The 22,183-nt window shown below is 45.1% G+C and carries 19 protein-coding genes; 14 read left to right on the top strand and 5 right to left on the bottom strand.

Annotation, left to right across the window (positions count from 1 at the left end):
* Positions 1–369: 369 nt before the first annotated feature.
* The 14 genes from IAQ59_RS13985 (at position 370) to IAQ59_RS14050 (ending at position 16,227) form a co-directional block, all read left to right on the top strand.
* Positions 370–2,628 carry an ATP-binding protein gene (locus IAQ59_RS13985; protein ID WP_209331454.1) on the top strand — a complete coding sequence of 753 codons (2,259 nt, stop codon included), beginning with the start codon at positions 370–372 and terminating at the stop codon, positions 2,626–2,628.
* Positions 2,625–3,605, top strand: coding sequence for a response regulator (locus IAQ59_RS13990; protein WP_209331455.1), 981 nt, complete (start codon positions 2,625–2,627; stop codon positions 3,603–3,605). The genes IAQ59_RS13985 and IAQ59_RS13990 overlap by 4 nt, the downstream gene beginning before the upstream one ends.
* A 7-nt stretch (positions 3,606–3,612) precedes the next feature.
* Positions 3,613–4,308: a hypothetical protein gene (locus tag IAQ59_RS13995; RefSeq protein ID WP_209331456.1), complete on the top strand. Its 696-nt coding sequence runs from the start codon at positions 3,613–3,615 to the stop codon at positions 4,306–4,308.
* A complete protein-coding gene (locus tag IAQ59_RS14000; RefSeq protein WP_209331457.1) occupies positions 4,298–5,851 on the top strand; it encodes an Eco57I restriction-modification methylase domain-containing protein in 1,554 nt (517 codons plus the stop codon). The genes IAQ59_RS13995 and IAQ59_RS14000 overlap by 11 nt, the downstream gene beginning before the upstream one ends.
* 496 nt (positions 5,852–6,347) lie before the next feature.
* A complete protein-coding gene (locus tag IAQ59_RS14005) occupies positions 6,348–6,674 on the top strand; it encodes a type II toxin-antitoxin system RelE/ParE family toxin (protein WP_342450711.1) in 327 nt (108 codons plus the stop codon).
* A 4-nt stretch (positions 6,675–6,678) separates the two neighbouring features.
* Complete coding sequence (locus IAQ59_RS14010) at positions 6,679–6,984, top strand: helix-turn-helix domain-containing protein (protein WP_209331458.1); 306 nt, start codon at positions 6,679–6,681, stop codon at positions 6,982–6,984.
* A gap of 1,145 nt (positions 6,985–8,129) precedes the next feature.
* The gene (locus IAQ59_RS14015; protein WP_209331459.1) at positions 8,130–9,581 is read left to right on the top strand and encodes a pyruvate kinase; all 1,452 of its coding nucleotides are present in this window, start codon (positions 8,130–8,132) and stop codon (positions 9,579–9,581) included.
* A 17-nt stretch (positions 9,582–9,598) separates the two neighbouring features.
* Positions 9,599–10,948: an FAD-dependent oxidoreductase gene (locus tag IAQ59_RS14020; RefSeq protein WP_209331460.1), complete on the top strand. Its 1,350-nt coding sequence runs from the start codon at positions 9,599–9,601 to the stop codon at positions 10,946–10,948.
* Positions 10,949–11,060: 112 nt separating this feature from the next.
* Complete coding sequence (locus IAQ59_RS14025; protein ID WP_209331461.1) at positions 11,061–12,230, top strand: hypothetical protein; 1,170 nt, start codon at positions 11,061–11,063, stop codon at positions 12,228–12,230.
* Between the two features lie 112 nt (positions 12,231–12,342).
* On the top strand, positions 12,343–12,834 hold the full coding sequence (locus IAQ59_RS14030; protein ID WP_209331462.1) for a DUF4494 domain-containing protein: 492 nt from the start codon (positions 12,343–12,345) through the stop codon (positions 12,832–12,834).
* Positions 12,835–12,927: 93 nt separating this feature from the next.
* Positions 12,928–13,620 (top strand): hypothetical protein, encoded by a 693-nt coding sequence (locus IAQ59_RS14035; RefSeq protein WP_209331463.1) that lies wholly within the window; start codon positions 12,928–12,930, stop codon positions 13,618–13,620.
* A gap of 6 nt (positions 13,621–13,626) precedes the next feature.
* Complete coding sequence (locus tag IAQ59_RS14040) at positions 13,627–13,959, top strand: GH32 C-terminal domain-containing protein (RefSeq protein WP_209331464.1); 333 nt, start codon at positions 13,627–13,629, stop codon at positions 13,957–13,959.
* Between the two features lie 47 nt (positions 13,960–14,006).
* Complete coding sequence (locus tag IAQ59_RS14045) at positions 14,007–15,350, top strand: sugar porter family MFS transporter (RefSeq protein WP_209331465.1); 1,344 nt, start codon at positions 14,007–14,009, stop codon at positions 15,348–15,350.
* On the top strand, positions 15,343–16,227 hold the full coding sequence (locus IAQ59_RS14050) for a carbohydrate kinase family protein (RefSeq protein ID WP_209331466.1): 885 nt from the start codon (positions 15,343–15,345) through the stop codon (positions 16,225–16,227). Before IAQ59_RS14045 ends, IAQ59_RS14050 begins: the two co-directional genes overlap by 8 nt.
* 113 nt (positions 16,228–16,340) lie before the next feature.
* On the opposite strand, the gene IAQ59_RS14055 is transcribed toward IAQ59_RS14050, so the two are convergent.
* The 5 genes from IAQ59_RS14055 to IAQ59_RS14075 form a co-directional block, all read right to left on the bottom strand.
* Positions 16,341–17,411, bottom strand: a complete 1,071-nt coding sequence (locus IAQ59_RS14055) for an alanine racemase (RefSeq protein WP_209331467.1) — start codon at positions 17,409–17,411, stop codon at positions 16,341–16,343.
* Position 17,412: 1 nt separating this feature from the next.
* Complete coding sequence (locus IAQ59_RS14060) at positions 17,413–17,853, bottom strand: GNAT family N-acetyltransferase (RefSeq protein WP_209331468.1); 441 nt, start codon at positions 17,851–17,853, stop codon at positions 17,413–17,415.
* A gap of 17 nt (positions 17,854–17,870) precedes the next feature.
* Positions 17,871–19,298, bottom strand: coding sequence for a sodium:solute symporter family protein (locus IAQ59_RS14065; RefSeq protein ID WP_209331469.1), 1,428 nt, complete (start codon positions 19,296–19,298; stop codon positions 17,871–17,873).
* 168 nt (positions 19,299–19,466) lie between these two features.
* Entirely contained in the window at positions 19,467–20,216 is a 750-nt protein-coding gene (locus IAQ59_RS14070; protein ID WP_209331470.1) for a succinate dehydrogenase/fumarate reductase iron-sulfur subunit, read from the bottom strand.
* 27 nt (positions 20,217–20,243) lie between these two features.
* Positions 20,244–22,178 carry a fumarate reductase/succinate dehydrogenase flavoprotein subunit gene (locus IAQ59_RS14075; protein ID WP_209331471.1) on the bottom strand — a complete coding sequence of 645 codons (1,935 nt, stop codon included), beginning with the start codon at positions 22,176–22,178 and terminating at the stop codon, positions 20,244–20,246.
* Positions 22,179–22,183 lie beyond the last annotated feature (5 nt).

The following is a 22,183-nucleotide window of genomic DNA, read 5'->3' on the forward strand; positions in this document are numbered from 1 at the left end:
ACTTCAAACATCATAAATTTTAGCGAGGTGTCAAAACCTCGCTATTGTATTTTTTCAAGATGACCAAAAACACGCAGTGTTTTTGTCGGATGACAGTATAAATAAATCTAAAATTAGATCATGAAAACAAGAAATTATCATGACGGAACTCCGATCATATTTAACTAAAAAATCTGCGAGTAAAGCGGAAAGTGCCAAGAAAACCGGTATCAGTAACTCAAGGATCAGTGAACTGACTCTCAACTCCTCTGCTCAACTAAGGGTCCGGGAATTTTACCTGATTACCCTAGCAATTGACGCCGACCGCGGCGAGGTTCTAAAGGAGATTTGTAATGATCTCAAGTTAACAATGAAAGAATAGAATAATATATGCAAAAAACGCTACAGTTTTCTGTTGATAGTGCCCTGTTGCGAGAACTTGGGGAAAAGCTGGTTGAAACAGTTCACTTAGCCTTATCCGAATTGGTGAAAAATGCCTATGATGCCGATGCTACAGAAGTTGAAGTTATTTTTGAAACGAGCGAATCGGGGATTGAACGAATTAAAATAATTGACAACGGCACAGGAATGAACTTCGATTCTGTCCAAAATTATTGGATGAGGATTGCCACAACTAATAAAGAGAAGCAGGATGTTTCACCTGTATTTGGAAGGTATTTAACAGGTGCAAAAGGAATTGGTCGATTTTCTTGCCGAAGGTTGGGAACGCAACTAACATTAATAACCCAGGGAACCGCAGAGGGCGGTAAACGCGGGTTTCAAAAACACATTCAAAAAACGGAGGTAGTGTTCCCCTGGACAAAGTTTGAAGCCGGAACAGATGTAACGCAAATTGATTGCCCCGGAGAACAAATAGAATTAGACGAGGGACATACCGGTACAACTCTTATTATCGAGAATGCGGTTGGTGAATGGTCTACAAGAGGTCTAAACTGGCTTACAAGACAGTTAGCCGTTTTAGCCGCAAACAGGGGAGATTTTAAAGAAGGATTTGAACCCGACCCCGGATTTGAGATCATGATAACAGCACCAGATTTTGAAGGAGGAATCAGGGATTTAAGGGAAGATTTAGTCAATGCAGGCTGGGGAACACTTACGGCAACACTGAACGATAAGCATCAAGCAATTTGCCAGTTGAATGCAATGGGGATAGGTAAAAGAACCATCACTTCAAAGCAAATCTTTCCCGGATTAAAGGACATTAAGCTACACGTTGGATTAATCGTCGATGACCGGGAACAGATGCGTGATACTAGTATTCTTTCGAAAGGAAATCTGCGCACTATTTTGGGGCAGTGGGGAGGCGTTCAAATCAGGCACCGAGGATTCAGAGTTTTTCCTTATGGCAACGATGACTGGCTTAAAATAGATCGCGATCGAGGCTTGCGGAAAGGAGCGCCAAATGATGAGTTGCAGGCCTTTGCTTCTTCATTACAAGGAGTAGACCCCGGTCGTTCTCTTTTAACAGCGCTTTCCATGCACAATTATATTGGCAATGTGAGTTTAGGTCCAGAAACTACCGGTTTTGAAATGAAAGCCAGCCGTGAAGGCTTCATTGATTCACCTGCCATGGATGATTTGCGCGAATTTGCACGTTTTGCCATTGATTGGGCTAACATACTGCGTGATTATTATTTAAGGCAACAGAAACTAAAGGCTGCGGATGCGGCAAAAGAGGAATTTGAAAACCTGATAGAGCAAAAGGTTGACAGCCGTAAAGTAGTAGATTCAGCCCTAGCCTTTATCAGATCAGAAATCAAATCGAAAGTCTACGAGCATTTACCCGCCAACGTGAAAAACGAGGTAGCCACCTCAATCGAAACAGCAACAGAGGCCATAAAAACTTACAACGAATCTGTTAAGGTTGAGTTGTCTCATTTGCGGCTCATAGCATCTACGTCTACTCTGCTCCTTATTTTTTCCCATGAAGTGAAGTCTTTGCTCGGGTTGCTCGAACAAAGTAAAAATTCTCTTAAACTCATTGCAGAAAAGCTACCGGCAAGCGAAAAAGGCACCATCAACGAAATGGGGCAAGACTTCGAAGAGTTAAACACAAGGTTGGAAGAACTTTTACAAATGACTTCCCTAATAAGCTCTTCTGCCAAGTCGAAGTTTAAGCCAGGAAAAGTAGCGCTAAAACCAAAAATCAGGAAGGTTGAAAAAGTTTTCGAGCTGATTATCCAGAAATACGGAATTGATATCGACTACGAAGCAGTTCCGAATAATATTGTCATTAAGGATGTTCTCGAAGCAGAATTGTATTCTGTACTTTTAAACATCATGTCAAACTCAATCAAAGCTGTCATTGCCGGTGGACGTGAAAAGGATATCAGAATCAGTGCCAACAGGGATAACGGCATGAATGAAATAACAATTCAAGACACCGGTGTTGGATTGGAAGAAGAAAGGTTTAGCGAAGTTTTCATTCCTTTTGTATCTGACCCTGACGGTAGGCTTTATGAAAACTTAGAAGCCCGATTGAACCCGGAAGACAACATGATTGTCGGAACTGGTTCCGGGCTAGGCCTGGGGATTGTGAATGAGATTGTAAAAGCAAAAGGAGGTTCTATTGGTTTCCAGCATCCTGATAATGGATGGGCTACTCAACTTCAAATTAAATTACCATGAGCAACAATCTAAAGTTCATTTGGATAGACGATACCCCTGAAAGGGAAAAATCCGCCCAAAACATGGGCGAAGCGCTCAAAACAGAAGTGGACTTCCATGGGCTTAAAAGCAAAAACGTAAATGAGGAACTTCAAAGTATCTTAAAGGGACAGGAGCCTGACCTGATACTCATGGATCACAGTTTAGATCAAGCTGACTATGAGGGCATCCGCAGTGGGTCATCGGCTGCAGCAATCATCAGGGAGAAATGGCAATCCTGTCCGATTGTATCTGTAACAGGCACAGATATAGTTGATATGGATACAAGGCATAAATCTGCTTATGAAGCGATATTCCAGTTTAGTAGCATATCCAAAAACTACTCAAGAATCATAACCATTGCCGAAGGATTCAAAGCACTAAAGCAAAGCCCTCTCAAAACTATAGATGATATTCTAAATCAATTAAAAGTACCTGATGATGAGAGGAGCAAAATGGCCAAGATTTTCCCCCGTGAGTTAAAGGACAACTTTCAGGATAAAAGTTTGCTGTTAGAAATGTATCGCTGGTGTGAATCAACGCTTTTTAAACGTCCGGGCTTCCTTTATGATCGGCTATGGGTGAGTACACTGTTAGGACTTAACCCGGGTGGATTCAAACAGGTAGAAGCCAAATTTGCCGCAGCGAAATACAACGGGGTTTTTGCAAACGATTCCGATGAACGATGGTGGAAATCAGAGGTGCTTTCAATTCTTGGCGAAGCAACAGGCGAGGTAGGGCTGCCATGGAAGATTGGCAGAGCATTGGTAAAAAACAAAAAAGCTCATTTTTCTAAATGCTACGTGAGTGAGGAAGAATTCCCCGAAACGGTCGCAGCCGTAGACACAACCAACGATGCCGAGTGGCACCCCATGAAGTTAAAATATACAGATCCGCATCCACTCTTTGAAGACATGCTGTTCTTCGAAGAATTACGAATAATGGAAGCCGCAGATTAACGATGAGATGAGCATTGACCAAAATCAAATAGCATCGCCCGACTTTATTAAAAATGAAGTACAAACGCTCGGATTTATCAAAGCGCAAACATCCGTAGCCAGTTCCTTTCCGGAGTTATTTGCCGAAGCAGCCAGTGTTTATAGCCTTTACATTGGAAGGCATAAAAATTCTGCTCCTACCAATTTCAACTTTGGATGTGAACTTAAAATGGAAATCGAAAACGCAACCCGAAGCCTTTTTATTGAGGCCAACGTGCAGCAGAACTATTCGCTTGCTACATACGCATTGTCCATGTGCGATTCAGATACTGATGAAAAAACATTGATTCGAAAATTTCATTTCGATTATGACCCTCAAGGCAATTCTTCAACCGATAAAAAACCCAAGTACCATCTTCAATACGGGGGTAAAACCACCCCCAAATTACAAGACAATGGTATTTCCGCAGAGCCATTGCACGATTGGTTGTCGGTTCCCAGATTACCCATTAGCCCGATCAATCTTGCACTGCTGCTCGACATGGTACTCAATGAGTTTCCGAGTGAAGCAACAAAGCGCGTGATAGAGAAAAGCGAATGGCGCAATATGATCAAGACCAACGAGGACAAGATATTGGTACCCTATTTTACGGGTATAGGCAAATTCATAAGCAGTAACCACAAATCAACCTGCCTGTTCAGGGACTTTGCCTATGGAGAATAGCACGCCAAATAAGAAAGAGAATGGCATCTATTATACACCGGATGCACTGGCAGAACATCTAGCCAGTCCTCTCATAAAAGGGGAAAAGTTGGCTGTTTTTGATCCCGCTTATGGGCAGGGATCGCTCCTGCTGGCGGGTGAGTCTGTTTCGCGTCAAAAACAAACAGTAAAGGAATTGGCTTTATATGGATGCGACATTCACCCGGTGAATGGATTACTCGAACATTTGCCCGCTGCCAATCTAAAACAGCAAGATTTTTTCGATTACGACAGGGAAAGAAAATTTGATGTAATCCTTACCAATCCGCCATACATCCGCCATCAAAATCAAATAAAGGAGAATATAAACAGTTATCGGGAAAACAACCCGGAGTTGTCTTTTCTGAGCAACTCATCCGACTTGTGGGCTTATTTTCTTGTAAAAGCAGTGACACATCTTCGCGAAAATGGTTCAGTTGGGGCAATCCTGCCTTGGGCATTCATTCAGGCAGATTATTCAAAGGAACTTCGTGTTTGGCTGTCGGAACGGTTTTCAGAAATAAAAGTATTGGCACTAAACAACCCCTATTTCGAATCTGCACAGGAACGGGTTGTACTTCTTTGGCTTACTGGGTATGGCAAAAAAAATCAATCCATTGTCTCAGCTTTTGCACAAGATTTTGCTGACGAAATTTCCTATTCACCTATTACCCTAACCGATTGGAAAGCAAGCCGGGTAATTTCAGTAGCAAAAGAAGATGTGAATGGCATATTTAATCGCTTGAAAAACGAGTTTGGATTCTGTTCTTTCGGCTCTTGTGCAAGGGCGCATATTGGTGTAGTAACCGGAGCAAACAAGTATTTCATCCGAGATGTTGACTACTGCGAAAGGAACAACTTTTCACAGAAGCAACGTATTCCCATTCTTACAAATGCAAAAGAAATTGCAGAACTGATCGCTGATGGGCCGGATGTTTTAAAACGCTTACTTGTTCTTCAGGAATGTGATGAAGTAAAAATACAATGGTTCATTGATGAAGGGCTAGAGGCGGGGTTTGACCAACGCTCTCATTCAAAATCAAGAAAGCCTTGGTATCAGATAAAACCCGGTGAAACACCAGATGCCTTTTTCCCCTACCGGGTTGGTAAAATTCCCTACTTAGTTCTTAACGACCATAAAATTCAAAGCACCAATTCCATTCACCGCGTTTATTTTAAGAAGCTGAGTATTTTAGAGAAAAAGTGGTTTTTCGTTAGCCTACTATCCATTTACGGTCAGCTTTCCATTTCTGCCAATGCCAAAACTTACGGCAGAGGGATGCTTAAAATTGAACCGGGAGCGCTGATTAAAGCAATTGTTTTAAAGAAGAAGGACAAGGCGGTTATGGGAGTTTATAACTCATTGTTACAATTACTTGCCTCAGGGCAAAAGGAAAAAGCGGTTAATATAGCATCTGATTTTATTGACGAAAGGTTGAATATGCCTGATGACTTGAGGCAGTTAGTTGAAGATGCCTTTTATGAAATTAGTAATTCTTGTAAAAGGAATCATTCAAGTTTATAGACAAATTGGAAAAAGGATTTTTGACAACATTGACTGTATATGTCCTCTGCTATTTGCACATTGCCATCCTCGTTCCTATGGTGGCAAAGAGCAAAAGACCAGCGCACAGGTAATTGCTTACAAGAAAATAGAAATGGAAAATTAAATAAGATCCTCTCCTCCCCCGACAAAAAAGGGGGACAAAATGTTGCTAATAAATATTTAGGGAAATGGGGCTACAGTAGCTAATCGTGTAAACGGCCCCGACAGATTCCCCTGACGGGGAGCGCTGACCTATTACCCTTGCAGCCTGTCCCTATTTTCGGGAGTTCCGTGGGAAGTTGAGGGTGAATTGAAAATTGCGAACGCCGCAAAATCCGATAAATGGTGAGTAGGTTTCCGGGGCTGACCAGATTGGGGCGCATTTAAAGATCCAAACACCAAAAAAATGAACGATTCTCCAAATTCTTGTACCATTATTCGTTAACTTTACGGGAGGGATAGGAAGAGAACCCTGATTTTTTACAAGAATTATTTCTCTGAATTCTTCGACAATCTGCCAGTGAAGGTCCAGGATAAAATAGACGAAGTACTGTATTTGGTGATGGTCTTGGAAAGAATCCCCTTAAAATTTTCTCAACATATGAAGGGTACCGATGGTCTTTACGAAATCAGGGTGGAGTTCAGCAGCGACATTTATCGAATTTTTTGCTGCTTTGATGACGGTGATTTGGTGATTCTCTTCAATGGCTTTCAGAAAAAGAGCCAAAAGACACCGAGAAAAGAAATAGAAAAAGCTTTGAGACTAAAAGCTGACTACTTTAAAGAAAAGCAAAACCTCTGATAAGATGGAAAATTTGGATAAAAAGCATGTAACAACCTTTGAAGAACACTTAGAAAAAAGATATGGGGCACCGGGAACCGATCAAAGAATAGCATTTGAGGCGAAGGCGAAGGCTTTTGCCATTGGGGAACTTATAAAGGAAGAAAGAAGACTTTCGAACATGACCCAGGAAGAACTTGCGTTGAAAACCGGGACAAAAAAGAGCTTCATTTCAAGGATTGAAAATGGGAAAAGTGATATTCAGCTATCTACATTGTATAGGATTCTTGAAATCGGGTTGGGCAAAAAAGTATCCTTTACGATAGAATGAGGGAATATGCACCCAAACATACAAGGCTAAACCGATGTGGAGCGCAGCGGAATTTCGGGCTTAGGCTGTGATGCCTGCTGCGGCGAAACCGAAGCCTAGCGGGTTGCTTAGTTGAGGTGTCAATAGGCGGATTGAAGATCATGGACGCTGTGCTAAAAATCCTAAAATTGATGAGTAGATTCCCTTGCCTGATCCGATTTTAGCGCATATTTAGAAGCCCTAACTCAACATAATCGGTTTTTTCCTGTTTTCCTCGGAAGATTTGCGAAAGTGCATTTAAACACTCTCAAGGCGTATTTTTGATAAATATGGGTGTTCCGGTCATCATTGTTGCTATTTTGGGTCGTGTCCAAGCATGAAAACCCCTTCAGTAGGATGAAGACAAAAGGTTACCTTTTTGGGTATTATCTTATGTGAACCGGTGTAGAGGCCGTTTACCTTCAGATGGCCAACTTTTAGTGTATCGAATCCTTGTTACTTTTTTGCTGCAGGTCAAAAAAGTAACCAAAAAACCCCGCGCTGTGCATCTTTTGGCTAAAATCTGCAAGGCGGAAGATAAAGTGAGCATGTGGTTTTTCTCCAATATACAATTTAACGATCAAGATAATAGGGTCACACCAAATCATCGGATACCATCAAGAGCATGGACGAAAAAAAGGTATCGGGTCAATTTTCATAACCGAAATTGAAATGGGTGTCCCAGCGAGGAAAGCAGGTGAGCGTCTCACGCACGGCCTATTCCGGTTTTCGGGAGTGCTGTTGGAAACTGAGGGTGAATTGAAAATCACAAACGCCGCTAAAATCCTAAAATTGGTGAGTAGATTCCCTTGCCTGACCCGATTAGGCAGCAAAGGCCAATTGCATCAAAATCAAACATTTCATACATTTGAACATGTTGCATTTAAAAACAATAAAGGATACGCTTCTTGCTCACAAGCCAAGACTCAGCAGTAAATATGGCTTGAGAAACTTAGCTGTTTTTGGTTCCTATGCTAGAAATCAACAAATGGATGAGCGTGATTTAGATATTACTAGTTGAAATCGCTAGAAGATATCATAGAATCCATTCAAAAAATCAAAAACGACCCGGATGGCCTGTCAGCAACGGAGTTCTTTAATAATGACAAGACGCTTGATATATTCAAATGAAAGTGGATTCTATATTTATTGAGCAGCAGTTGGCATCGATTGAATCAGAGATGCTTCTTACCTGCGAAGATCAGCAGACGCTGCTCGCAGCCATCCACCCCGACAACCAACAGGCGGCAAAAAACCTGCTGCACTACCTGGCCTTTAGAAGCGAAGACCGAACCAAGCTGCAGCTTGCGTTGCATCGTCTTGGCTTATCCGCCCTTTCCAATGCAGAAAGCCATATCCTTTCCCAAGTGCAGGCAGTTAGGCAACGACTTGGGCATCAGTACACAACTGATCAGCTTTGCACGCACAGATACCCCGAAACCAAAGAACGCTTAGCCCAAAAATCAAACGACCTGTTCGGTAGCGGCGACGAAAGCCGACAGCCGTATATCATGGTTACCCTAGATCCGGACATCACAGAGGAACCCGAAAAATTGAACGAATTGCTGATTCAGGGCATGAATGTGGCACGCATCAACTGCGCGCACGGAGACCAAACAATGTGGGAGCAGTTGATTGAAGCTGTCAGAGAAGCCACTCAGGCTACCGGTATCCCCTGTAAAGTATATATGGATCTCGCAGGCCCCAAAATACGCACCGAATTCCTAGGGGAAGAACGAAAAAAGAAATCCCTGGCAATTGCCGAAGGAAGCTTGGTATATCTCTCCGGTTCCAAAGAGGGCTATGGCAAAGAAGATACGGTGATCAGCCCCACCGTACCCGAAGTAATCCCCTACTTAAAACCGGAGCAACGGGTCTTCTTTGATGATGGGAAAGTATTCGGAACCATCGAAACAAAAGACCATCGCGGTGTGGGCGTACGAATTCGAAAATACTTTGCCAAAAGACAACGAATTAAGGTAGACAAAGGAATAAACTTCCCCGATAGCAAAATCAAGATACCGGCACTTACCGCCTACGACCGTGAGGTACTTCCCTTTGTGGTAGCACACGCAGACCTCATCGGCTATTCCTTTGTCAATTCAGCGGAAGATCTCCTATATCTCCGAAAACTCCTGTCTGAGCTCACCGCTTTTCCTCCTCCCGTTATTCTAAAAATTGAGACAGCCCTTTCTGTAAAAAACCTCCCCGAGCTTTTGCTGGAAAGCATGAAAGACCCCTTATCCGGTGTAATGATCGCAAGGGGGGACTTGGCCGTAGAAACGGGGTTTCAGAAGCTGGCAGAAATACAGGATGACATCCTCTGGCTCTGTGAAGCAGCACAAATCCCGGTAGTATGGGCCACTCAGGTGTTAGAAAACCTCCATAAAACCGGCATTGCCACCCGTTCAGAAATCACAGATGCGGCGCAGTCGGCCTTGGCTGAATGCGTAATGATCAACAAGGGCCCTCACACCATCACCGTGATACAATACCTGAAGGAAATCATACACCGATCGAAGGCTCAGCGTACCAAAAAAAGATTTTTGGTAGGGAAATTGAAGCTTGGCAAGCTATGATGAGGTATTTTTAGGGTATGGATAAAAAGAAATTGGTCGTGATCGGTGGCGATGCTGCCGGCATGAGTGCTGCCTCCAAAGTGAGAAGGGCGCAGCCCGATTGGGAAATTGTGGTGTACGAACGAAGTCCCCACACCTCTTACGCTGCCTGTGGCATCCCGTACTACATAGGAGGCATGGTCGAGGAAGAAAACTCCCTCATCGCACGTTCGCCGGAAACGTTCCTGAAAAAGCACCAAATACTTGCCCTTACACACCACGAGGTCATAAAAATTGATACTCAAAAGAAGTGTGTACTGGTGAAAGAACTCGCTACCCAACAAACCGATTGGCAGACCTACGATCACCTTCTGATTGCCACCGGCGCATCGCCCATTCATCCCAATTTACCCGGAGTACAATCCCAGGGGGTATTCTCCCTATCCACGTTGGAAAGTGGCATACTGGCAAAAAGATACGTAACGGCCAATCGTCCCAAGCGTGCGGTTATCGTAGGGGCCGGATATATCGGGCTGGAAATGGCGGAAGCCTTACTGGAACAAGGTATGCACGTATCCATGATCGACCGAAACGATCAAATCATGGGTACGCTGGATAAAGACATGGCTACTCGGGTTTACGACTACCTGCAGGAACAGGGAGTACAACTATTCTTGGAAGAGACGCTACTCGCTATCCATTCCGACGCATCCCATAAAGTATGTAGAGTAGAAACGGAAAAACGTACCCTTGATGCCGAATTGGTTATCCTTGGTATAGGAGTAAGGCCAAACACAGAGCTGGCAGCCGCAGCGGGCATTCAACTCTGTGACTCCGGCGCAATCGCCGTGAACGAACGAATGGAAACATCCGAAAAGGATGTTTGGGCGGCCGGAGATTGTGCTTCTTCCAAGCACCTGATCAAGAATCAGGATATATTTATTTCACTAGGCACAGTAGCCAACAAACAAGGATTGGTCGCAGGCACTGTCATCGCAGGTGAAAAAGCCAGCTTTCCAGGAGTAGTAGGAACCGCCATTACCAGATTTCAAGATATGGAAATCGCCCGCACGGGGCTTTCCGAGATAGAAGCAGTCGCCTTGGGTATGGCCTATCGTAAAGCAACGATCGAAAGTAGTACCATTGCCCGGTATTTTCCGGGGAGCGGAAAAATTGCCGTCAAATTGATATGTCGGGCAGATAATGGGCTGGTATTGGGCGCTCAGATCATTGGATCAAAAGGGGCCGCAAAACGGATTGATACTGTCGTAGCGGTAATCAAAGGGAACCTGAGCGTACAAGACCTGGTATATTTGGATTTGGCCTATGCCCCACCCTTTTCCGGAGTTTGGGACCCCATTCAGATCGCCGCCCGGCAACTGAGCTGAAACCCGGTTTCAATGACCATGCCTGAACACATCAGAAATTAAAAATAATCTGCATTATTCTTATTTTTTTAGTTTAAAACAACTACCTTAGAACCTGAACCTTATATTTCAGATGATGACTAAAAACCTTCTTTTTGTATTTCTAGGATTTACGATCGCTGGGCTCCCGGGATGTTCCAAGCCCGCTAAAGAAAGGGCTCCGCTCCTGGCACGCCTACAGATGGAAGACTCTATACGGGTAAATTATGAGGGCATTTTGGACCTGATGGATATTGATCCAACGAGAAACCGAATACTATTGCATGATCCGCAACGAGGGGTAATCCTTCTGACCGATTTCTCAGGCACCCATTTGGAAACCATGGAAAAACGAGGTGACAGCAGGGATAGCTATGGAAGTTTTCCCTGGACTCCCGCTAAGTTTCTGGAAAACGGGCATTTTTTTCTTATCGGTGTAAAGGGCTACCAGGAATTTGAACCCAACGGACGACTCATGCGAGCTGTCCCCTTTGCTTCAAAAGAAATCCCCAGCTTTTCGGGCAGGGCCGCAGCTGACAATCCGGTAGCCCGTCTCGGATCAGAATACATTATTCGCGGCATAACCGCTTGGGGAGAGTTTACCAAAGCAGAACCAGCATATTACGACAATTTTCAACTCCTCGCTAGAATCAACCCAAAACTAGGTACTGTGGAACGTTTTTTACACCTGGCCCAAGAAAGCCTGTTTAAAAATGGGCGCGCGTATGACGTTACCGAAATGATGCCCTCATTTGCACTTCACGGGGATACCCTGTATGTAACCGTGGGTACCGATCCGAACCTGTATATATACCGGATGAATACCGATGTGGAACCGATTACTACACGTAAGATGGAACATACCTCCTTCAATCCAGGTCAAGGGAAAGCTCCCGCAGAGGCCGACGTCAAAGCGATTGCTGTGGATTGGTCAGCCGGTCGAACCAGGTCACTCACGCTGATGGACACCCTCCTCCTGGCCTGTTACCATCCCGGCTTTGACCCAGTAGACCGGGAAAGGTACCTAAATTTGGATAGGGACTACAGTGAATTCATGGCAGAAATGGAAGCTAAATACCCCAACAGATTGCTTGTCATGAACCTGGAGGGAAAACGATTGGCAGACATAGCAATTCCCCCACAACTTGACTACCGACAACTACTCTATAAGGATGGAAAATTGTGGTTTTTGTCGAGGTTCAACAAAGATCGGGAAGAGGATTTTGTGCAACTGTATAAAGTGCGCCTCCATTTAGAAAATTGATCGATGCGTACTTACAGACACCACCAAATTGCTGGATGAAATTTCCAAAGCTTTTTTCCTTTTGGGTATTAACCCGTACCTTCGCAGGGGTAAACGAATTAATGGAAAAAATATGAGAGTATGGTTTTTGTGTAAGGTCAAATATGCGAAAGAAAACGAGCAGGGACTGCTCAAAAATGTATCTGAGCAATACTTGGTTGATGCGGTGTCCTTTACCGAGGCAGAAGCCAGGATCTACGATATGCTGGGTTCGGTCATTCGCGGCGACTTTCAGGTTACCAACATCAGTAAAAGCAATATCGTGGACGTATTTTTCTTTGAGGACATCGATATTTGGCATAAGTGCAAAATCACGTATATCGTAGCAGACGCAGACAGTGGCAAGGAAAAAAAGGTTACCCAGTTTATGTTGGTTACCGCGCACCATGTCAAGGAAGCCTATGAGCGAATTTACGAAAGCCTGAACAACATGCTGGTCACATTCAATGTGCCCGAGGTGGTGGAAAGTCCCATCGTGGAAGTCTTCCCCTATGAAAAAGACGATGATTTAAACCCGCCGATACCTGAAAATCTAAAACCAATAAATGAGTCTACCCCTTCCTGAAAAACCAACCCTCACACAAACTCCTTCATAAAAAGCAAATAACTTAATTTAAAATACATCTTTTATTATATTGCAGCGAAATAAGTCGTTGACATGAAAAATGTATTCCTTTTAATCACCATTGTTTTAGCTTCTTCTCAACTCCTACTAGGTCAGGATGACCGAAAAGATCGGATCGGGATAGGTATTGGTCCGTCCAAGCTATACGGAGATAATACAGGTATTCACAGTGAGTTCAAATTTAAAGTCTTGCCGGCTATTTCCCTGGATTTTAACAAGAAATTGACGGAGCAATTTGATGCGAAAGCAACCGCAGGATTTCAAGCGATCCAAAGTGGTGATTTTTATGGTATTCGGGCTATAAACAAAATTGCCGAAGCGGGTCTTCCGCACGCATTTACGGGGTCCCTATTGTTCGTGGATGTGATGCCCATCTATCATATCAACCCAAATAAAAGCGGTTACTTGCCGTCTTTAATCAAAGTCTACACCGGATTAGGCTTGGGCTACTTCCAATCCAGCAGAAGAGATACCCGACGGGTCATCAATGATATGGGTGGTTTTCGGGATGAAACCTACGATGCATCAAATTCCGGTATATACATTCCATTTCGATTGGGCATCTACAAGGACTTGAAAAAAGGCGATGCGGAGATCGGTCTGGAAAGTTCATTTATGACGGCTGTATTCGGTCAGATGGAAGGAAACGATCAGCAACAAAAATCCATCAAGCCAGACATGGCGGCTCAACTCCAGTTTTATTACCGGATCTCCATCGGGAAATAGCCTACCATGGGCCATGGATTGGGCGGGTTGCTGAAAATTCCAGTAGAGTATCCGGATGGGGATTTTCACACCAATTTCGTCAAAGTTCACCTTGCTTCTCTCTACAATGGCCTTTCTGAAAAATCAATACAGCCTTTTTTGGACAGCCGTTCCATAGAAGTATTTTTCCATTCGGGAGAATGGGTAATGACCGCTGTTCTCTTCCCCAATAAACCTTACCGCACCATGGAACTAACCGGAGGCGCAACCAATACACGGATATTTTTTCTATCGAATCCATTTGGGAGTAAATCCTTTCCGCTCATTTATTTTCATGGTAGGTTTTTTTTATGTCTGTAAACTTTTTAGTTTTATTCTTTGATGCGAACCATGAACCCAATCAACTTATGCAAATAAACAAATACGTACTATTTCTTTCGGTGGTAGCTGCGCTTGGAGGATTCCTTTTTGGTTTTGATACAGCGGTAATATCCGGTGCAGAACGGTACATTCAGCAAGTCTGGGGGCTCAGCGATTGGAGCCACGGTCTAGCCGTGGCGATTGCATTGTACGGCACGGTGATTGGAGCCCTCTTTGGGGGAATTCCCGCTAACAAATATGGCCGAAAAAAATCCCTTATTTGGATAGGGCTCTTGTACTTCGTCTCCGCCTTAGGCTCTGCCGTAGCCCCGGAGGTCATTTCCTTTATGGCATTCCGTTTTATAGGAGGATTGGGCGTGGGAGCCTCTTCTGTCGTAGCACCTATGTATATCAGCGAAATCTCTCCTGCGAAAAACAGAGGACAACTGGTCGCTCTGTTCCAGTTTAACTTGGTGTTTGGAATACTGGTGGCCTATTTTAGTAACTACTTGATAGACATGACCATTGCAACCGAAAGCTGGCGCTGGATGCTGGGTATGGAGGCAATACCTGCGTTGATTTACACGATTTTGGTCTTTAAAGTACCTCAAAGCCCCCGATGGTTGATCGCAAAACACGGTAATTTTCAGGAAGCAGAGCGCATTTTAACAAAAACGGACCCAGAGGGGGTGAAAGAGGCCATAAAGCTGGCACTGGAAGAAAAGGAACTCAACAAGTTGAAGGTGGGCTTTATGGCACTATTTAAAAACCAATACCTTCACATTACCCTATTAGCCGTAGTAATCGCCATGTTCAACCAACTCTCCGGTATCAACGCCATCATTTACTTTGCCCCTAGGGTATTTGAGATGGCGGGGATCAGCGCGGAAAGTGCCCTGCTATCTACCGTGGGTATCGGGGCCATCAACCTTGTGGCAACCATGCTGGGCCTATACCTCATTGACCGCATTGGCAGAAAGAAACTGATGTACATTGGCTCCATCGGATACATTATTTCCCTTTCACTGATCGCTTATTCCTTTTCCGGGGGACAGTTGAGTGTAGGGTTGCTCCCTATATTTGTATTTATGTTTATCGCTTCCCATGCGGTCGGGCAGGGGGCGGTGATTTGGGTGTTCATTTCGGAGGTTTTTCCAAACGAACTGCGGGCCTACGGACAATCCATCGGCTGTTTTACCCATTGGATACTCGCCGCTTTGATCGCAAACGTGTTTCCTTTCTTTGCCAACCAATTTGGGCCTGTACCCATTTTTGCCTTCTTTGCGGTCATGATGGTTCTTCAACTCATTTGGGTAGCATTTAAAATGCCAGAAACCAAAGGCCGGTCGCTGGAAGAAATCCAACAAGATTTAACGAAAAACCATGCCTAAGAAAGCCATCTGTTTTGGAGAAATGCTTTGGGATGTGTTCCCCAAGAGAAAAATTGCGGGCGGTGCTCCTATGAACGTGGCACTTCACCTGCAACACTTAGGACTGGACACGACGATGATTTCCAGGGTCGGAAGGGACAAGCTAGGCAAAGACCTCATCCGGTTTGTGGAAGGCTTTGGACTAGACACCTCGCTGATTCAACTAGACGATGAGCTCCCGACCGGAACGGTACATGTGGACGATTCGGATCGTGAAAACATCAAATACGAGATCGTAAAGCCTGCTGGCTGGGACCGTATAGCATGGGATGAATCCATCCAACGGGTCGTAAGAATGGCGGATGTGTTTGTGTATGGGAGCCTATCTGCGCGAGAACCGCTAAGCCGCGAAACACTGTTTTCACTCTTAGAGACTTCCGATACGCTAAAAGTGCTTGATATCAATTTACGGCCCCCATTCTATACGGCTGAATTGATCGAAAAGCTACTGATGTCCTGCAATATCCTCAAAATAAACGAAGACGAACTTTCCAAGATCGCTTCCTTTCACGATTTGCCTTCCAAGACCGACGCTGCACTGGAAAAATTAGCCGAACAATTTGAATTGGATCTTATCTGTGTCACCCTAGGCGCCAAAGGTGCCCTACTCTACCAAGAGGGAGAAATCGTATCCCACCCAGGATACCCCGTGGAAGTGGCCGATACGGTTGGGTCGGGGGACGCCTTTTTGGCAGGGTTCATCGCAAAGTTTTTGGAGCATCAATCACCTGAACAAATGCTCGATTATGCATGTGCCTTGGGGGCTTTGGTGGCCACCATGGAAGGGGGAACGCCCAAATACGACCAACATGAAGTAGAACTTCTGCGGAAAAGCTAGAAAGGGCCCTTAAGCAAAACAGCCCGCCTATTGAGTGCTCTTTCAGGCAATCGTTTGCTCCTGAAAGGTGGCAAAAGTTGCTTCCGATAACGTCTTGATAGCATCGTCCCTTACTATACAACCCGCTTTTCAACGTAGCTGGAATTCAACACGGCAAGTGCCCCCATGTATTTCAGCTTAAATGCGATCAAATCACCTACTTTGTATCCACGTGGGTTTTGCTGAAGATTCAGGATCAGCATATCGGAACTACCGCCTATGATCTCAAAATCTTCATCAACAGGCAGCAAGTACTTGGGATCTACATCAAGCAGGCCTATATCTATAATGGCTCTATAGCTTGTTTTTCCGTAAAGGGATTCATCTAACTCCATCACCTCACCCTGGGGGTTTGCCGCTAAAACACCACTGGGCAACAGGGGTTTTTCCTGCATTTCAATGATTTCCACAAACAGCTCAAAGACATCTCCATGCATCCCATCAATCACCTTATCCTCAAAAAGGTCCACCCCAAAATAAAGGGTCTCTCCCACGCGGAAATGATTGATTCCCTTGGGAAGTTGCTTATGTAGCATCAAGGGAATAGTTACTGAAGTGCCCGCAGATACCCAAGGAATTTCCTTGGAAAATTTCAACTCGATGATCTGTTTATAAAGCGAAAGCTGAATAAGTTTGTCAGCCGAGGGCAAAACTCCATTTAGACAATTGAGATTAGTCCCCAAACCAATAACCTCCAGATTCGGCAAGTCAAAGACCTTTGCGTAAAAATCAACCAAATGATCTCCCATCACGCCTTCCCTGAGATCTCCTGTCTCCACCATGATGATGATTTTGTGGTTCTTTCCCTGCTTGACCGCTTCCTCACTGATCCAACGAATGGTATTTAGTTCACTATTGAGACTCACGTCGGCATAGCGAACCATATCTGCCAAATTGCGCTTAGAGGGCGGTTTGATGTACACGGTTTGTACTTGGGGATTGATCTCCTTGATCTTTCGAAGGTTACTGATGCGCGAGTCGTGCACTTCGTCGACTCCCAAATTGATCAATTCCTTCAAATACGTCCTATTGCCACATAGCATCTTGGAAACGACGCCCCAAGCGACACCGTGGGTATTAAAATGTTTCTTTAAAAATTCAAAGTTATCCTGAAGCTTCTCCTTGTGTAGGTTTAAGAATGCCATGCTATTTCGTTAATCTCATTTCTAAATACTTGTGGGTAAAGCCCAACTTTTCATAGAGCTTTTTCGCCGGATTGTCGGGCTCTACATGCAGGGCAACAGCCCCCTGGGCTAGGTTTATGGCCATTTGCATCAGCCGCTTTCCGAGTCCCTTTCCTCGCTGGGAAGCATCCACGGCTACGTAAACCAAGATGTTTTCCGGTATATAGCCAGACATCCCTGTTTTATTCACGACAACCGCCCCTACCACTTCCTCACCTTCTCGTGCCAGCACCACAAACCCTCCCTTATCCACTGCTTGATCCAACGCATAGTCCAAGCAGCGCATGATGTGTTCGTGTGGGTCTCCATATTCGTCCAAATGCTGGAAGAGGAAATCAGCAATTTCCTTCTTCTGCAAATAGGTTGCGTTATCGATAGCTGTAAGGGTCTGAAACGAAGTCATTTTTTAAAATGTTTTTATTAGTTATTCTGTTTTTTAAATTTTTCTACACGATATACAAGCAAAAACGCTGCTAAAGACGCAAATACACCGAAAAAATTCGGGTCTAATTGAAAAGGCAAGGGTACATCTGCCACGGATAAGCCGGCAGTCAACCCTCCTCCCAACAGCATCGCCGAAAGGGCCGCACTAGGCGATCTCATCTTCCAAAATAAACCTGCAACTATAGGTACCAGCAAACCCGACACCATAAATGCGTAGGAATACAGCATCAATTCCAGCACATTCGTCATTTGAAGTGCTATGGACAGCGCCAATACGCCTATCAATAGGGTAAATAACTGGCTCATCCGCATCACCACCTTCTCAGACAGGGATTTCATCCACCGTCCAAAAATATCGGTGGTCAGATTGCCGGATGCGGCCATCAGGCAGGAATCAGCAGTAGACAATACCGCCGAAAAATAGGCCGACATCATAAGACCCATGATGCCCGCGGGAAGTATCGTGCTGAGTAATATGGGAAGCCCCATTTCTGGATCCAAGATTTCCGAATCCACGGCAATCCTCCCCTGTTCGAAGGCCACACGTGCCAAAAGCCCAAGTGATACGCCCATGAATGCCATGATCGGCCATTCAAAAAAACCCGCAATGTACCAGGCTTTTTTAGCGGATGCGACATCTCTGCTAGCGAAAATTCGCTGATAGAGCGTCATTCCCACAAACCAAATAGGCAATATGGTTATTCCCCAGTTGGCAAGATCCTGCCACCGAAGGTTATTGAGAGAGAAAAATGCAGTCGGCAGGGTATCACGGATAACCTGCCAGCCTCCTACGTGGAAATACGAAATCGGCAATCCAATAAAAATAAAGCCCAGCAACAAAATAATCCACTGTATCGTATCGGTATAAATGACTGCTTTAAGCCCTCCCATCACGGTGTAGACCACCGCTATCACACCCATAATCACCAATGCTACCTGCAAATCCAGTTCTGGAAAAGTACCAGATGCCAATTTAGCTCCAGCCAGCAACTGAGAGGAGGTGAATCCCAAATATCCTATGAAGCAAATCACGGCAGCTACCACCCCAACTTTGCGATCGAATAGGTATGTGACAATTTGAGGCAAGGTATAGAAATGCCTAAACTGAGGAGTGGATCTGACGATAGGAATCAGGTAAACGGCGGCAAGCCAAGCTCCGAGAAGTCCCGTAAACAACATCCAGCTACCAGACAGCCCCATGGCAAACCCCAATCCACCCAACCCGACTGAGAACCCACCTCCCACATCGGTTGCTACCACGGAAAGTCCGATATGCCAACTTCCTATATTCCTACCTCCCACGTAATAATCATCTTGGCCCTTGTTGTTCTTCATGAAGTAGACGCCTACCCCCAACATGACTACCATGTAAACCAAAAAAATAATCAAATCTATAATCGCCATGAGTCTTTCAATCCTATTTCATGTTACTTAACCTCAGTGCTCAAACTCAATCGAGCTAAAGAGGTATTTCTAGTCATATTTTCGCATTCTACACTCGAATTGTACCAAAAACAAAAGGCCCCAGTTCCCTGGGGCCTCTCGCGTTTTCGTGATATGTGTATGGGCTTCCTATACATTTTCGGTAGTTACCGACGCCGTGTAGAATTCTCGGTTTAATCGTGCAATATTACTTAGCTTGATCTCCTTTGGACATTCCGCCGCGCAAGCACCGGTATTGGTGCAGGCCCCGAATCCCTCAGCATCCATCTGGGCGATCATTTTCTCTGCCCGGTCCCTTCGCTCCACTTGGCCCTGCGGCAATAATGCCAACTGAGAAACCTTGGCCGAAACGAACAGCATGGCCGACGCATTTTTACAGGCAGCCACACAGGCACCGCATCCGATACAGGTAGCCGCATCAAAGGCCTCGTCTGCAATCACCTTGGGAATAGGGATTTCATTGGCATCAGGCACCCCACCGGTATTGACCGACACATAGCCACCGGCTTGAATAATCCGGTCAAAAGCTCCTCGATCCACCACCAAGTCCTTCATTATTGGAAATGCCTTTGCCCTCCAAGGCTCAATCGTGATCGTATCCCCATCCTTGAAGGAACGCATATGCAACTGACAGGTAGTTGTCTGCTGAGGACCATGTGGCCTTCCATTGATGTAAAGAGAGCACATACCGCAGATTCCCTCCCTACAGTCGTGATCAAAATGCACCGGATCCTCTCCTTTTTCGGATAGCTCCTCATTCAGCACATCCAACATCTCCAAAAAAGACATGTCTTCGGAAATATTGCCTATTTTGTAATCCTTGAAACCACCCTTGTCACTGTGGTTTTTCTGTCTCCATATTTTTAGTGTAAGATTCATACCGTCGATTCCTTTTGTGGTTTTTGTTTATTTGTAGCTACGTTGGGTAAGCTTGACATTCTCGAACACCAAAGGCTCCTTGTGCAATTGTTCTTCTTTGCCCTCTCCCTGATATTCCCAAGCAGCTACATATGCGAAGTTTTCATCATCCCGAAGCGCTTCTCCTTCCGGCGTTTGGAATTCCTCTCTGAAGTGGCCACCACAGCTTTCGTCGCGGTTTAGCGCATCATCAATCATCAATTCCCCCAGCTCCAAGAAATCTGCCACTCGGTGCGCCTTTTCCAACGATTGGTTGAGTTCCTCGCCGGTGCCCAATACCTTCACATTCGACCAAAATTCCGCTTTCAGTTCCTTGATCATGGCTTTTGCCTTGGTAAGTCCGTCTGCCGACCTGGCCATTCCACAATAGTTCCACATGATCTTGCCCAACTTCTTATGGTAGTAATCCACCGTTTTTGAGCCATTGATGGAAAGAAGCTGCTGAATGCGGCCCTTCACATCTGCTTCCGCCTCTTTAAACGCCGGGTGATCAACGGAGATCCGCTCATAGGGCATTCCGGCCAGGTAGTCTCCAATGGTGTAGGGCACTACAAAATAACCATCTGCCAGACCCTGCATCAATGCAGAAGCACCCAATCGGTTGGCACCATGATCGGAGAAATTGGCTTCTCCAAGTGCATACAACCCTGGAACAGTTGTCATTAGGTTATAATCCACCCAAAGTCCGCCCATGGTATAGTGCACCGCAGGGTAAATCATCATCGGTGTCTTGTACGGGTTCTCTCCTGTGATCTGTTGGTACATATCAAATAGATTACCGTATTTACTTCTCACCAAGTCTTCCCCATCCCGCAAAATTGCGTCTCTAAAATCAAGAAAAACAGCCTCTCCGGTCTCATTCACTCCCCTGCCTTCATCGCATACATACTTCGCGTTTCTAGAGGCCACATCACGAGGCACTAAGTTGCCAAAGGACGGGTATTTGGTCTCCAAATAATAGTCTCTATCCTCATCCTTGATATCTTGGGGCTTTATTTGCTTCTTTCGCAGCTTCTCTGCTAATTCCACCGTCTTCGGAACCCATACTCTACCGTCATTTCGAAGGGATTCAGACATCAGGGTCAGCTTGGATTGATGGTCTCCAGATACCGGGATACAAGTTGGGTGGATTTGGGTGTAGCATGGATTGCTGAAATAGGCGCCCTTCTTATGTGCCCTCCAAGCGGCCGTCACATTAGAACCCATCGCATTGGTGGAAAGGAAAAAGACGTTTCCGTAACCTCCGGTGCAAAGCAGTACGGCATGGGCACTGTGGGATTCAATGGCCCCGGTAATCAAGTTACGGGTTATAATCCCTCTTGCCTTCCCATCGACTTTTACGACGTCCATCATTTCCGTACGAGGATATAGCTTCACTTTTCCATTCGCCACCTGACGGCTTAATGCCGAGTAGGCACCCAAGAGAAGCTGCTGCCCGGTTTGTCCCCGTGCATAAAAAGTTCTTGATACCTGCGCACCTCCAAAAGATCGGTTGGCGAGCAGACCTCCATACTCCCGGGCAAAAGGTACACCCTGCGCCACACATTGGTCTATAATATTGACGGATACCTCCGCCAATCGATATACGTTTGCCTCACGGGAACGGTAGTCGCCACCTTTAATGGTGTCATAAAACAACCTAAAAACCGAATCCCCGTCATTTTGATAGTTTTTTGCCGCATTGATCCCGCCCTGCGCCGCAATAGAGTGTGCACGCCTAGGACTGTCTTGGAAGCAAAAAGCCTTGACATTATATCCAAGTTCTGCCAAGGAAGCCGCAGCGGAGGCCCCAGCCAATCCGGTACCCACAACGATCACATCGTACTTTCGCTTGTTGGCAGGATTTACCAGCTTTACATTAAATTTATGTTTAGTCCACTTTTCCGCCAAAGGGCCGGAGGGTATTTTAGCATCCAGTATCATTGATT

Source organism: Lunatimonas salinarum (assembly GCF_017811155.1).
GTDB classification, from domain to species: Bacteria; Bacteroidota; Bacteroidia; order Cytophagales; family Cyclobacteriaceae; genus Lunatimonas; species Lunatimonas salinarum.

Bases quoted from the DNA above. Each gene is read 5' to 3' on its own strand.
- IAQ59_RS14015 (WP_209331459.1), top strand. From the start codon at position 8,130: ATGAAAGTGGATTCTATATTTATTGAGCAGCAGTTGGCATCGATTGAA.
- IAQ59_RS14025 (WP_209331461.1), top strand. From the start codon at position 11,061: ATGATGACTAAAAACCTTCTTTTTGTATTTCTAGGATTTACGATCGCT.
- IAQ59_RS14010 (WP_209331458.1), top strand. From the start codon at position 6,679: ATGGAAAATTTGGATAAAAAGCATGTAACAACCTTTGAAGAACACTTA.
- IAQ59_RS14030 (WP_209331462.1), top strand. From the start codon at position 12,343: ATGAGAGTATGGTTTTTGTGTAAGGTCAAATATGCGAAAGAAAACGAG.
- IAQ59_RS14060 (WP_209331468.1), bottom strand. From the start codon at position 17,853: ATGACTTCGTTTCAGACCCTTACAGCTATCGATAACGCAACCTATTTG.
- IAQ59_RS14050 (WP_209331466.1), top strand. From the start codon at position 15,343: ATGCCTAAGAAAGCCATCTGTTTTGGAGAAATGCTTTGGGATGTGTTC.
- IAQ59_RS14055 (WP_209331467.1), bottom strand. From the start codon at position 17,411: ATGGCATTCTTAAACCTACACAAGGAGAAGCTTCAGGATAACTTTGAA.
- IAQ59_RS14045 (WP_209331465.1), top strand. From the start codon at position 14,007: ATGCAAATAAACAAATACGTACTATTTCTTTCGGTGGTAGCTGCGCTT.
- IAQ59_RS14040 (WP_209331464.1), top strand. From the start codon at position 13,627: ATGGGCCATGGATTGGGCGGGTTGCTGAAAATTCCAGTAGAGTATCCG.
- IAQ59_RS13995 (WP_209331456.1), top strand. From the start codon at position 3,613: ATGAGCATTGACCAAAATCAAATAGCATCGCCCGACTTTATTAAAAAT.
- IAQ59_RS14035 (WP_209331463.1), top strand. From the start codon at position 12,928: ATGAAAAATGTATTCCTTTTAATCACCATTGTTTTAGCTTCTTCTCAA.
- IAQ59_RS14070 (WP_209331470.1), bottom strand. From the start codon at position 20,216: ATGAATCTTACACTAAAAATATGGAGACAGAAAAACCACAGTGACAAG.
- IAQ59_RS14075 (WP_209331471.1), bottom strand. From the start codon at position 22,178: ATGATACTGGATGCTAAAATACCCTCCGGCCCTTTGGCGGAAAAGTGG.
- IAQ59_RS14020 (WP_209331460.1), top strand. From the start codon at position 9,599: ATGGATAAAAAGAAATTGGTCGTGATCGGTGGCGATGCTGCCGGCATG.
- IAQ59_RS13990 (WP_209331455.1), top strand. From the start codon at position 2,625: ATGAGCAACAATCTAAAGTTCATTTGGATAGACGATACCCCTGAAAGG.
- IAQ59_RS14065 (WP_209331469.1), bottom strand. From the start codon at position 19,298: ATGGCGATTATAGATTTGATTATTTTTTTGGTTTACATGGTAGTCATG.
- IAQ59_RS13985 (WP_209331454.1), top strand. From the start codon at position 370: ATGCAAAAAACGCTACAGTTTTCTGTTGATAGTGCCCTGTTGCGAGAA.
- IAQ59_RS14000 (WP_209331457.1), top strand. From the start codon at position 4,298: ATGGAGAATAGCACGCCAAATAAGAAAGAGAATGGCATCTATTATACA.